This is a genomic window from Arthrobacter sp. S39, from assembly GCF_004320525.1.
Lineage (GTDB): Bacteria > Actinomycetota > Actinomycetes > Actinomycetales > Micrococcaceae > Arthrobacter.
Genome location: NZ_SIHX01000027.1, coordinates 1 through 12649, shown reverse-complemented (window position 1 = coordinate 12649; position 12649 = coordinate 1). Strand labels below are relative to the sequence as shown.

12 protein-coding genes are annotated in these 12649 nt (G+C 63.3%); 5 read left to right on the top strand and 7 right to left on the bottom strand.

The window, feature by feature from the left end; all coding sequences use genetic code 11:
* The 3 genes from EYS21_RS23070 to EYS21_RS23060 form a co-directional block, all read left to right on the top strand.
* Nucleotides 1-1131 (top strand): pyridoxal phosphate-dependent aminotransferase (locus EYS21_RS23070; RefSeq protein WP_131135572.1); only part of this gene is annotated, 1131 nt, incomplete at its 5' end.
* Nucleotides 1128-1943, top strand: a complete 816-nt coding sequence (locus tag EYS21_RS23065; protein WP_242633585.1) for an alpha/beta hydrolase — start codon at nt 1128-1130, stop codon at nt 1941-1943. The genes EYS21_RS23070 and EYS21_RS23065, both read left to right, overlap by 4 nt.
* Entirely contained in the window at nt 1940-2191 is a 252-nt protein-coding gene (locus EYS21_RS23060; RefSeq protein ID WP_131135571.1) for a hypothetical protein, read from the top strand. Before EYS21_RS23065 ends, EYS21_RS23060 begins: the two co-directional genes overlap by 4 nt.
* Before the next feature lie 267 nt (nt 2192-2458).
* Here EYS21_RS23060 and EYS21_RS23050 read toward each other — a convergent pair whose 3' ends face one another.
* Together EYS21_RS23050 and EYS21_RS23045 are read right to left on the bottom strand one after the other, a co-directional pair.
* On the bottom strand, nt 2459-3097 hold the full coding sequence (locus tag EYS21_RS23050) for a GntR family transcriptional regulator (protein WP_131135569.1): 639 nt from the start codon (nt 3095-3097) through the stop codon (nt 2459-2461).
* Between the two features lie 88 nt (nt 3098-3185).
* Nucleotides 3186-3869, bottom strand: coding sequence for a DUF2848 domain-containing protein (locus EYS21_RS23045; protein WP_131135568.1), 684 nt, complete (start codon nt 3867-3869; stop codon nt 3186-3188).
* Nucleotides 3870-4073: 204 nt separating this feature from the next.
* Between EYS21_RS23045 and EYS21_RS23040 the strand changes: the two genes are divergently transcribed.
* Both EYS21_RS23040 and EYS21_RS23035 read left to right on the top strand, forming a co-directional pair.
* Entirely contained in the window at nt 4074-5393 is a 1320-nt protein-coding gene (locus EYS21_RS23040) for an MFS transporter (RefSeq protein ID WP_242633584.1), read from the top strand.
* 56 nt (nt 5394-5449) lie between these two features.
* On the top strand, nt 5450-6268 hold the full coding sequence (locus EYS21_RS23035) for a carbon-nitrogen hydrolase family protein (protein WP_131135566.1): 819 nt from the start codon (nt 5450-5452) through the stop codon (nt 6266-6268).
* A 371-nt stretch (nt 6269-6639) separates the two neighbouring features.
* Here EYS21_RS23035 and EYS21_RS23030 read toward each other — a convergent pair whose 3' ends face one another.
* From EYS21_RS23030 to EYS21_RS23010, 5 genes are all read right to left on the bottom strand, one after another.
* A complete protein-coding gene (locus tag EYS21_RS23030) occupies nt 6640-7251 on the bottom strand; it encodes a hypothetical protein (protein ID WP_131135565.1) in 612 nt (203 codons plus the stop codon).
* Nucleotides 7251-9959 (bottom strand): site-specific integrase, encoded by a 2709-nt coding sequence (locus tag EYS21_RS23025; protein ID WP_131135564.1) that lies wholly within the window; start codon nt 9957-9959, stop codon nt 7251-7253. Before EYS21_RS23025 ends, EYS21_RS23030 begins: the two co-directional genes overlap by 1 nt.
* Nucleotides 9956-11149, bottom strand: coding sequence for a tyrosine-type recombinase/integrase (locus tag EYS21_RS23020; protein WP_131135563.1), 1194 nt, complete (start codon nt 11147-11149; stop codon nt 9956-9958). The genes EYS21_RS23025 and EYS21_RS23020 overlap by 4 nt, the downstream gene beginning before the upstream one ends.
* Before the next feature lie 61 nt (nt 11150-11210).
* Nucleotides 11211-11474: a hypothetical protein gene (locus EYS21_RS23015; protein ID WP_131135562.1), complete on the bottom strand. Its 264-nt coding sequence runs from the start codon at nt 11472-11474 to the stop codon at nt 11211-11213.
* Between the two features lie 55 nt (nt 11475-11529).
* Nucleotides 11530-12649: Y-family DNA polymerase (locus EYS21_RS23010; RefSeq protein WP_131135561.1), on the bottom strand; the 1120-nt coding region annotated here is incomplete at its 5' end.

Here is a 12649-nt window from a genome sequence, read left to right as displayed (position 1 = left end):
GGGTCTTCCGACCCCCCCGCGGCAGCCCGCCGCCGCCCGTCCACCGGTGGCGCCGCGTCCCCCTGTGCCCTCCGTCGCGCCAGTGGAGAGCCCGCCGCCGGCACCCCCACCGCTGTTGTCGAGGCCGCCGTCCGTTCCCTGGCTGAGGGACGGACCAGCTACTCTCCCATGCCCGGCGCGCCGGCGCTGAGGGAAGCGATTGCCCAAAAGATCTCAGTGGAGCACCCCCGCCCCACCACAGCCCGCGAAGTGGTCCTGACCCACGGCGGCAGCGCCGGGCTCGCGGCGTCGATGCTGGCCCTGGTGGGGCCAGGCGACCGCGTACTGATCCCCGAACCGACGTATTCGCTCTACGCGGACCACGCAGCCATGGTCGGAGCAGAAGTGGTGTGGGTTCCGGCGAATCCGGACGGCTCACTGGACCTGGACACGCTGCTCCGGGAGGCCCCAACGGCGCGCATGGTGATCCTCTGCAACCCCGGGAACCCCACCGGCCGCGTGTACTCGGCCAGTGATGTCCACGGAGTGGGTGAGATCCTGGCCGACAACCCGGGCCTGCTGCTGCTCTCCGACGAGGCCTACGGAAGCATCGTCTACGACGGGCTGGAGTTGGTGTCCGCTTTGGACCTGGCCGACGTTTCCGGCCAGGTGATCTACTGCAGCACACTGTCCAAGACGTACGCCATGACCGGATGGCGCCTTGGATATGTGGTGGCTGCCGGCCCGCTGGCCGACAAGATCAATCTGATCCACCGCACCATCAACGGCCCGCTGAACACCTTCGTCCAGGACGCGGCGTTGACGGCATTGGAGACACCCGCGGCCGATCTTCGCGCCGCGACGGCGTCCTACCAGGAGCGCCGCGATCTGGTGCTCGAGGCACTCCAGGGGATTCCCGGCGTCGAGATCCTCTCGCCCCAGGGCGCGTTCTACGCGTTCCCGCGCATCGAGTCGCGGCTATCCTCAGACGAGATGGCGGCCAGCTTTGCCGAAGCCGGGGTGATGGTCCGCTCCGGCAGCGAGTTTGGACCCTCCGGTGAGGGCCATGTGCGGCTCTCATTCGCCACCGACCGTGCCAGCCTGAAGGAAGGGCTGCGCCGCTTCGAAACAGCAGTAAAGGACTTCCTGTGACCGCCAACAAGCTCGAAACGTTTACGCTCCCGCTCACCATCGCAGGCACCGCCGTCGAAATTTCCGGCATGTTCCGCGACGGCACCGGAGTCCCCCTGGTGTTCCTGCACGGCTTCGGGTCCACCAAGGAGGACTACGCGGACGTCATCCAGCAGGAAGAACTCGCAGACCGGCCCATCCTGGCGTACGACGCACCGGGATGCGGCGCCACCACCTGCTCCGATCTCGACGCCATTTCGGTTCCGTTCCTGGTGTCCGTGGCCCTCGAGGTCCTGCGGTTCAAGAACATCGGCCGGTTCCATCTCGTGGGCCACTCGATGGGCGGGCTGACGGCGCTGCTGCTGGCTGACCAGGACCCGTCACGGGTGGCCAGCTTCATCGACATCGAGGGAAACGTGGCCCCGGAAGACTGCTTCCTGAGCCGGCAGATCATCAGCCACCCGCATCCGGACCCCGAGGACTTCTTCCGGGATTTCCAGGACCGCGTGTGGCAGTCCCGCTACTACTCCAGCAGCCTCTATGCCGCGAGCCTGCCGCACAAAGTGCGGGCCGGGGCGGTCAGGCCCATCTTCGAATCCATGGTGGACCTGTCCGACAACGGAAACCTTATGGACCGCTTCCTCGCCCTGCCGTTCCCCCGGATGTACATGTACGGCGTGCAGAACAACACCCTGTCCTACCTGGATCGCCTGGCGGAAAAGGGTGTGGAACTGGCCGAGATATCCCGCTGCGGGCATTTCCCCATGTACTCAAATGCCCCGGAGATGTGGCAGCGTCTCATCGCGTTCGTCCAGGGCAGCGAGACGGCATGAAACGACGAGCAGCACTGCAGTTTATCCGGCACGACGACTGGGCGGCCGTGATCGGCGGACCCGTGCAGATCCGGCGGCACGGGCTGATGGTGCAGTCCGGCATTGTGGAGGACGCCACGGTGGACTCTTCCATTCTCTGGCTCCGCAGCAGCGGCGTTCAGCCCCGGCGCGCCTTCGTCCGGCGGGAGGGGTATGAGGTATGGATCAGCCCTCGCGACCTCCAGCCTGGCACCCGGCAACACGTCTAACATCCGAGCCCTGAAACGACCGAGAAAGGGAACCCTGGCCATGAAATCCCTGCAGTTCAGCAACAACAGCCTCGCCCGAGGCGAGGCAGAGGCAGCCACCGGACATCACGCTCCAGCCAGCGGCTGGTGGCGCCCCGAGGGTGAGCCGATGCCCTACCGCTACGTTCAAGAGGGTGAAGTGTTGCCTTCACTCCAGGGCCACCAGGTCCAATGGACGCTGGTGTTGGAACTGCCACCGGCACGACGCTGGCCGAGCCGAGCGGCTCGCTAGGCTTCTGCCAGTCCGGAGGCGGTGGTATGGATGTGGCTGAGCAAAGCAGCTTTGGCCTTTTCCGGGTCGTTTGAACGAAGTCCGTCGATGATGGCCTGGTGTTCGGCGATGACCGCCGCCTGCCGTTCCGGGGTGTTCATCAGGGCGCGAATGCCGATCCGGACATGGCGGGCTCTCAGATCGGTGTAGGACTTGGTCATCAGCGAGTTTCCCACCGCCCGGACCAGAGCGATATGGAATTCGGTGTCCCATTCGACGAACTCACGCTCGTGGCCGGCATCGGAGCTCTCCGCCTGATGCTTCAGGGCAAGTTCCATGGCTTCCACGGGCACCGAACCACGTTCGATGACGAGCTCGGCCGCCTTTGTCTCGATGAATGAGCGGTACTCAAGCGCTTCGTTGATTTCCTGCTTTGTGACCGGCGGAATATACGCCCCGTGCCGGGGCACGAGCTGGATCAAGCCTTCGGACGCGAGAAGGAGCAGGGCCTCGCGGACGGGAGTGCGTGAGGTCCCACCCACGCGCTCCGCCACTTGGTCTTCTGTCAGGAAGCTGCCGTGCTGGGACGGATCAGGGAGAACTTCATCCCTCAGGAATTTGTAGACACGATCGCGATTGGACGGCGTTGGTTGCATGGCCACAGTATACGCTCCGCATACGTTGTCGGGATGGAGTCATCGGCGGTGGACCCTTGTGGGATCCACCGCCAACAACAAGGGAATGTCAGCCGATGGGGGTAGCCATCGACACAACGTCATAGCTGAGGGAGATGGTCCGCCCCAGCTTCGGATCGGTCAATTCAGCCCGCCAGGAATCTGCGAACTGGTTGACGCCTTCGAGCATGTTGACCGTGCCGGAGATTAACACCGTGCCGGGGTTGAGCAGCTTGCGCTCCTTCAGCACCTGCACCCAGTGCGACGGCGGGAGAAGGTCGGCGAAGGTTGCCGACTGGATTTTTTCCTCCACTCCGCCGTTGGTCACCCAGGCAGTGAGGGTCAAGTCGTCAACGTGGCCTTCGACCTCATCAAGCGGCCATGCCTCGTTGGCCAGAACGTCCGGGGAGGCGTTTTTCGACCAGGCGATCCCATGGACTTCCAGTTCACGGTCTGTGTGATCACAAGCAAGGGTGAGCAGGATCTGGCCGCCCTCCACCACCACGATGGCCCATTCAACCTCGCCCGAGGTTTTGCCGTGCTGTACCGGGACAACACTGGTCTGCTGGGCGAGGTAGGGCGAAACCGGATATATGGTGGGGGTCACCGTCGGCGCCGGAACACCAAGCAGCGCCAGTTCTTCAACGTGGGCGCGGACATGCTCCTGATGCCGGCCGGCGTAACCGCCATTGAGGAGATCGGTGACATCAACCGCGACTGATTCTCCATTGGGAAGTGTGAATTTCAGGGACATTGGGGCTCCTTCAAACAGTTTCGGACGGGGTATTGCTGCGATCTGGATCACAAGCTACTGTGAGTATACACACTCCATACGCGTCCGTATACGAAGCGCATACAGCTTCCATCTGACGCAGCTACCAAGGAGTCCATGTCGAAATGTTTGAGGCCGATCGGCCCGAATACACCGTTTGAAACAGTCCCTTATAAGGAGGCACCCGTGACTGAAGATCTATCCACGGCGCAAGCACCAACCAACGTGTCGAAAGGCCAGGGCAAGCGCGGTTTCATCGTCGCTCTCACCGGCACCAGCCTTGAGTGGTACGACTTCGCCATCTACTCGGCAGCATCGGCCCTGGTTTTCGGCCAGGTCTTTTTCTCGTCCTCTGACCCGCTGGCCGGGACTTTGGCCGCATTTGCGACCTACGCCGTGGGCTACGTGGCGCGTCCGCTGGGCGGCATCCTGTTTGGCCGCTTGGGGGACCGCATCGGCCGCAAGAAAGTCCTCGTGTGGACCCTGATCCTGATCGGCGTGGCCACGTTCGCCGTCGGCCTGATCCCGGCCTATGCCACCATCGGGATCGCCGCCCCCATCCTGCTGGTCTTCCTCCGGCTGTGCCAGGGCGTGGGTGTCGGCGGTGAATGGGCCGGCGCTGTCCTCATCTCCAGCGAACACGGCGATCCGAGCAAGCGCGGCCTCTTCGGCTCCGCGGCCCAGATCGGGCCGCCCCTCGGAAACCTGATGGCCAACGGCGCCCTGGCGCTCCTTGCCCTTCTGCCGAAAGACGACTTCCTCTCCTGGGGCTGGCGTGTGGCGTTCCTCTTCTCCGCCGTCCTCGTAATTGTTGGCCTGATCATCCGCTTCAAGATTGAAGAAACTCCGGTTTTTGAGGCCATCCAGGAACAGGGCCTCACCCCGAAGTCACCGCTGGCTGAGGTCTTCAAGACCGAGCGGAAAGCGCTGCTCGCCGCCACCATGGCGCGGATCGCCCCGGACGTAATGTACGCCCTGTCCACGGTGTTCATCCTGACTTACGCCACCCGCCAGTTCGGACTCCAGCCCGGCCAGGCACTCCTCGCCGTGGTCATCGGATCGGCTTGCCAGGTCTTTATGGTTCCGGCGGCCGGCTACCTGTCCGACCGGATGAACCGCAGGCTTGTCACGGCAATCGGGGCCGGCCTGTCCATCATCTATCCCTTCGTTTTCTTCCCGCTGATGGCCACCGGGTACTTCGGAATCGTGTTGGCAGTCATCTTCGGCCTGCTCTGCAACTCCCTCATGTACGGCCCCCAGGCGGCACTCGTGTCCGAACAGTTCAGCCCCCGGCTGCGCTACGCCGGAAGCTCCATGGCTTACACCATCGGTGGCGTGTTCGGCGGCGCCATCGCACCCCTCCTGTTCACCTGGTTGCTGGGCACGTACGGTACCTGGCTGCCGCTTGCCGTCTACATTGCCGTCGTCGCCACGATCACCCTGATCGGCGTAAGCATGGCTAAAAACCCCGACAGCCGCGAACTGACCTCACACTCGGTCTACTAAGCCGCAGCACACTCATTCGCACCCCAGCACCCGTCACCTGATATCTAAGGAACCCCATGTCCAACGCACAACTGACCATCGCCGTCGAGCAGATCGCTACTACCGTGGACGCTGCCGAAAACCTGGCACTCGTCCTGGCGGCCGTCCGCCGGGGTGCCGCCAGCGGCGCACGCGTCGTCGTCCTCCCAGAGGCATCCCTCGTCCGCTTCGGCGCCGCCCCCGCAGCATCCGCCGAACCCATTGAAGGGCCCTGGGCTTCGGCCGTCAGGGAGCTCGCGACGGAACTGGGCGTGATCGTCCTGGTCGGAACCTTCCAGCCGGCAGCTGACGGCAGGGTCAAGAACACCATCCTCGTCACGGGCGAAGGCATCCATGACGGTTACGACAAGATCCACCTCTATGACGCCTACGGTTTCTCGGAATCAAAAGACGTCGAACCGGGCGACGAACCCTTCACGTTCGACGTAGACGGAATCACGGTGGGCGTGGCCACTTGCTACGACGTCCGCTTCCCGGAACTCTTCCGCGAACTTGCTGACCGGGGCGCCCAGGTCATCATCGTCACCGCACACTGGGGCGCCGGCGAAGGAAAAGTGGACGCGTGGCGGCTACTCAACCAGGCCCGGGCCATCGACTCCACCGTCTGGGTTGTCGCCTGCGACCAGGCCGATGCTTCCACGGCCGGCATCGTGGAGCCGGCTGGGCCGCGGTTCGGCGTCGGCCACAGCCTCCTCGTCTCGCCCATGGGCGTCGTGCTCCAGGAACTGGACGAAAAAGTAGGGGAACTGATCGCCACCGTCGACGTCGCGACTGTGGAAAGGGCCCGCGAGGTTATACCCGTCCTGGCCAACCGCCGGCTCCGCGCGCGGGTCTGACGCACTGACCGCATACTCGCTGCCGCCTCATCCATCACGCGTGAGGCGGCAGCGGGTCCGGACAATCATAATGTGTGACGCACATCCCCTCCGACATGGCGGTCATCATGCCAGAGTCAGAAGAATAAGGGCCGGATCTTGAGAAACTGACATTTCGGACGGCCTGCTGGGGCTTCGCACGACCTGCAGGTCCAGCTCGGGCCGAGGATCGGAACCGGGACGCGAAATCTACTCAACCCGGCGACAGACATTTTTCGAAACCTTCGCTATGGCGCATCTGAGCCTCGCATGCAGGGTGGGCGACCGCGAATGGGTAGTCCAAAACAACCATGGCCCAGAATCGGTAACCTTTTGGAGCCCAAATCGGATCTTCACATGTCGGGTACGGGCTGGCCACCATCGGTTCTAACCATTGTCCGTTGGTAACGCGGCCGGTTCAGCTCGGCCATCAGGGAACGGTTCACGGTGTGGGCGGCTTCCAAGTCTGATGACAGAGCTGCAAGCTGATGTTGCATCTGATGGAGTTGATGGATTGCCTCGCTGGATTTCTTGGTGAGGGCCTCGTTTTGGTCTGTCAGTTCCTGAACGCGGAGCCCTTGGCTCTGGGCGTCCGTGCCGTCGATCTGATCCCCAAGCAATTCCGAGATGCGCTGCCGGTAGCGACATGTTTCGTGACGGAGTCGCTGGTTTTCCTGGCGCAGCAGATCACGCTCGACGCTGAGCGAACCGCCGGTTGAGTCCGTCGCTCCGTGATGTACTCCGCTGGCCAGCCGGGCTTTGGCGTTCCTGACTTCTTGCATGAGCGGTTCCTGCCGGACGAGCCAGGGGCTGACGCCAGCGCGGCGCGCGACCTCCGCGACGGTGATGGTCACGCTGGTGCTTTCCCTCGCCGGAACAGTTGCAATCACAGCTTGTCGTTTGCTCTTGCTCTCCCTTTTCCGCTGCCGGACCATGGCAGCTGTCTTTTGCGGACCGGTGTTCATTAGCTGTCCTGACCGTTCCCGGGCCTGATCCTGAGGCTTCCGATGGGAATGAAGGGCTTCTCGACGGCGGTCGGGACGCTGGCACGGAGCCGCCGCAGCACGGCGGAGGCTTCCGCTATGGACTCCCTCTCGCTGGAAGGCAGGTCGGCAAGGCGTGCTTCCTGTGCCTGGATGAGGATCGTGAATGCTTCTATTTCATTCTTGGTGTCCGTTATCAAGGACGGGCGCAGGTTTTGGGCGATCTGCCACGCGAGGTCTTCTTTCATGCGATCCAGATGTGCCTTGAGATCCGGCAGGTGGGAAGGGTCCGATCTGAAGAACGTGCAGCCGCCGCATTGGAAGCGTGCGGGGCATGCCCTGCCGCCTGCTTTGATGTTGGTTTGTTCGGTGCATTTGCCGAACGGGACGGCGACGGCCGCCATTGAGTAGAGCTCTTCCGCGACGGGGGCGTGTGTGCCATGTGTGTCGAAGGAAAGTCTTTTGACGGACTCGATGGCTTTGCGTTTTCGTGCGTTGGTCACCGTGTAGTACCTGGCTGTGGTGTCCGCGGATCGATGGTCCATGAGCCGGCGGAGGGTTTCCTGGGCGACGCCTGCGTCGGCCCGCCGTTGGCAGTAGGAGTGGCGGAACGCGTAGGCGAAAACGGCGGTTTTGGTGAACGGGATCTCTGCTCCTGGCCCGTTTGCCGGGCCGGGCAGGTCCGGGAGCCGGTTGTCGATCCAGTCACGGAGCCGGCGGTTGAACCAGGCTGTTTTGAGGTGTTTGTCCCGGGCCCGGGAGCGGAACGTGGGAAAGAGCCAGTCCTGCTGCCCGGCCGGCATCCCTGAGATGTGCTGGTCCCGGATGGTGAACCACGTTTCCAGGGCATGGGCGGTTTCTGCCCAGATGGGCAGGCGCCGGCCGCGGCGTCTGCCTTTGTCGTTGTGCCACAGCAGGGTGGCTTCTCCGTTGCTGTCGTAGCTGAGGCATCCCCGTTGGAGGCTTGCCGTCTCATTGGGCCGTCTCCCGGCGTCGCGCAGCAGGGTTAGGTAGCAGGTGAAGGCTGCTTTGTAGACGTCATTGGGGACCGCGGCCGAGGTCGGACTGGCGACCCGGGCCGTGGGCAGCTGCTCGAAGAGGTACTCGATGACTTGTTCGGGGATTGCACGTCCGGTCTCGTCGTCAGCGTCTGTGCCAGGGGCCTCCTCCAGAGGGATCTGAAGATCGTAGTCGAGGGAGAAGGAGAGCGTTGTGTGTTCGAACAGGTCCGAGTTCTTCCGGGCGTAGTCGATCATGCCTGCCACGGTCGATCCGAGAAAGCGTTTGTAGGGGTTGGTCAGGGGTTTTCCGTCGAGCCGCGTCATGCCGGCCAGCGCATGTGCGAGCACCTTGCCGTGTTCGCGGGACAGACCGGAGGCATTGGTCGGCGGGGGAAGTCGTCGCGACGAGCAGTGGACGATGAAGTCGGTGCATAGTCTCGCGACGTGGGTGATGAGCGTCGTCGAGGAGGTTTCAGTGGTGGACCGTTCCAGGATCCAGAGCTTGGTCATGTGCCGGGCCCAGTCTAGGGGGATCGGGCGGAAATCCAGGGCTGCCATGGATCGTGCGGAGCCGGATCTGTTGGAGGAGGTCATCAGTAGACCGAACGGGATGAGGTCCGATTGGAGAAGATCGCCGTTCGTGGCCCACGGGACGTAGCGTTCGAGCAACCTCGCCCGCACCACCCGGAACATTGACCAGGCATTGACGGAACAGAGCATCCTGCCCTTGACCAGTGCCCGGGTGTCAGCGTTCAGGAAGGATTTCGTGGCCTGAGGGAATTCCAGCGCCGACTTGATGAGGGCCTTAGTCGTGGTGATGTTGATCGGGAAGCCAATGCGGTCCTGATGTTGAAGGGACCAAAGCAGTTCCGTGGCAAGTCCCGGGTGCCGTCGGCGTAGAGGGGCCAGGCTGAGTTCGTACCCGCCGGTTCTCGTGGGCGGCGCGTGGATTTCCCGGTAGCCGTCAGGTTCCAGAGAGACGACAGCTTCGCGTTCAAGATGCAGGGCGAGGCCGCCGGGGTTTTGGATTCGCTTGGCGTGCAGCCTGCAGAGGCCCGTCCCGTTGGCGTGGTGACGTTTGTAGCCGCACCATGGAACTGCGCAATACTCTGGAGGCGCAACCGGGTTGGCGGCTTGGGAGGCGATCCAGTCGTTAATGTCTTCGACCGTGTGGCGGGGTTGGTGGCCCAGGCACAGGGGAGGGAGCCGGTCTTTTTGCTGGTGCCATCGTTTCGGGTTCCCCTCCGTGGTGGTCATCAAGGGCACACCGAGGCCCTTGCTGCGGTTGGTGCAGTTCGTCACCGAGCAGAGGATCGGGACGACGAGGGATGCCCAGTTGGTGTCCTGCAGCTGGATTGCACGTTCGATCCACGCCTCGGCGGTCATAGCGCCCAGTCGTTGGGTGTGCCGGATGTAGCGGCCGGTGCAGACGTTGCACAGCCCGCTGCGGCGTGTGAATGAGGGGCCATGGCAGTCGGGGAAGCTGCACTGGTTGACGAGCGTACCTAGGTGGCCGGGGATCCCGGTGAAGACCCAGGCCTTGCTGTCCCATTCCTCCGGCCGCCAATCGTCCCGGATTTCCTGGGCAAGCATGTGCTGGAAACCGGCAAGGTCCTCGGCCGGGTCGACTGGTTCCGGCCGAGACAGGATCGGAGCAACGTCGGTCGCGGCCGCTTGTTCGACGTTCATGAGGGATTTGACCGACCGTAGCGGACTCCTTCGATGGCGTCGCGCAGGTCCTGGTCGCTGGTGTGTTCATACACGAGTTGGGATGAGGGACTACGGTGCCCGAGCAGTGCCTGAACGTCCCGTGCAGGAACTCCTGCCCGTTTCCAGCGGGTCGCTGCGGTGTGTCTTGTCATGTGCGGGTTCACCCGGAGCCCCGTGCGGCCGGAGGAGCGGTAGAACATCTTCACGGTGTTGGAGTACTTCAACGCTTCCCCGGCATGGGCCCGGGAATACAGATTGACGAAGACCATCGGGCTGGAATCCTGGGCCAGCAGGTCAATGCGGTCCTCAAGGTACGGGTAATACAGGGTGCAGACCGTTTCAGTGACCGGGACGGTGCGTGGGTTCGAGGATTTGGACAGTGCGGCGTTGGGATTCTGTCGCCGTCTAACGTGGATATGTGGCCCAGCGGCCGCACAACCGACGGCGCGGGAGTCATGGAAGAGGTGCAGATCCTCTGTCCGCAGCCCCAGAGCCTCACCGATCCGGACGCCCGTTTCCATCATCAGGGCCACCAGGAAACGGTCACGGTGGTTGGAGACCGCCTCCAGCAACGACTTTGCGCCGGTTTCATTCATCAGCTTTGGTGCTTCTTCGACTTCCTTGGCGCGGACGGCCCGGGACCTCGACACCTGGCCCGGCAGGAGTCTGTCACCGGAATAGCCGTAGGCGATTCTTGTTTCGTAGAAGCCTGCGGCGGTCTTCTCGCTGATCAGATCACTGCGCGCGGCCCACATGTAGAACTGGGTGATCGCGGCGGCGTACTGGTTCATCGTTTTCCCGCTCCGGTAGCGAGGCTCACGATATTCCGCGGTTCCATCCGGGGTGTCTAACGCGGTGACGGCGAGTTCCCGGATGAACCGGGAAACGACAGGAACACCCTCTGTCCAGTCCAGCCGGGCCGGGCCGATCCAAGTGAAGAAAGCAGCCAGGCGCTGAGCGTAGGCCCGGATGGTGTTGGTGGACCGGGCAGACCCAAGCAGGTAGTGAAGGTAGGCGCTGGCCTCAGGATGAAGCTCGTAGGTGGAGGCGTCCACCACTGCCCAAGACGGGCCTCCAGCCTTGTGGATGACGCTGAACGCGATCCAACGCCGTGAAATCGGGCCGATCGGGTGGGTGGTCGACGGTAACGGAATTAGAGACTTCGTCATACGAACGTACCTCGTCAGGGGTAGATAATCCGTGCGTTCCGAGACGACCCTAGTGCAGAACCTACATTGCTGTGAACCCCACCTGAGGGTAGATAATCTGGGCCTGGACGCGCCAGTATTCGACGCTGACCAGGTCGCCGCTGCCTTTGGCTGCGGTGCGGCGGGTGTCCCACCAGGAATCCCGTCCGTACCAGTGCTGGGACTCCGTAGCGGGGTCGACCAGCCAGATCCGTCCGTCGTGACGGATAGCCAAGGGGTTACCTGACGGGCCGAGCCGGACCTGGATGTAGTTCGTATGGGTGGGGGCTTCGGGGGTGATGGTCATGAGGTGCGTTCTTTCGTGGTGCTGACGTGCCAGTGCGGTCGTGCGGGGTGGAGTTCTAGGCGGCTTTGACGAGGGGGAGTTCGTCCCAGTGGGTGGTGTAGCGGGGGGAGAGCATGTCCCGTTTCATGGTCCAGTCCGGCCCGCCGCGGATGCCTGCGTGGCCGAGGCCAATGGAGCCGCGGCCGTAGCGGCGGGTGACATCTTCGAGGAGGGAACCCACGTGGCGTTCCTCGTGCGGGTTCTCGAAGAGGGATAGGGGTGCCTGGTTGCCGGTGGGGCGCAGGTCGGTGACCATGATCCCTGCCCTGGCATACTTCACGCCCTCATTGATGTGGGGGAGGAGGGCGTGGGAGGCCTTGGTCAGGATCACCGGGTCAGCGGTCGGCATCGGCAGCGGAATACAGACGGAGGGGTAGGAGGTGTCTCTCGGGTTGAAGTGTGAGGTGCCGGCGAAGGCGGTGAGGACCTTGGCCTGCAGGCCGTGTTTAGCCAACCGCGCGGACGCTTGCTGCCCGTAAACGGACATCACCTGCCGGATCCCGGCGGCGGTGGTGATGGGAGTGGCGAAGGAGCGGGAGAAGATCAGCTGGTCCCGCCCGATCCGTTCTTCTTCCATCGGGATGCAGGGGGTGCCCTGGAGTTCCAGGACGGTGCGCATCATGACCACGGAGAACCGGTCCCGGATCATGACCGGATCCGCCCTGGATAAATCCAGGATCGAGAAAATACCCATCACGTTCAGGCGTTTGGTCAGGCGGGTTGCGACGCCCCAGATCTCCACCACAGACAGGCGTCCCATCAGCCCTTCTCTTTCTGTGGCGGGGACGGAGTCCCAGTGGCAGACCCCGCCAAATACAGGGTTGTTCTTCGCCCATTTGTTCGCCAGTTTCGCCAGGGTCTTGGTGGCGGCGATCCCGACGCAGACGGGCACTCCGACGTTCCGCCGGACAGCTGTCTTCATCGCCCGGCCCAGGGCGAGGAGTTCATCCGGGGTGCCTTTGACGCCGAGGAACGCCTCGTCGATGCTGTAGACCTCGAGCCAGGCTGAATAGCGGCCCAGCAGTTCCATGACCCGGGCGCTGATGTCCCCGTACAGCTCATAGTTACTCGACAGGGCCACGAGTCCCCATTCCTTGGCGCGCGGTGCGAGTTTGAACCAGGGCTCACCCATAGGG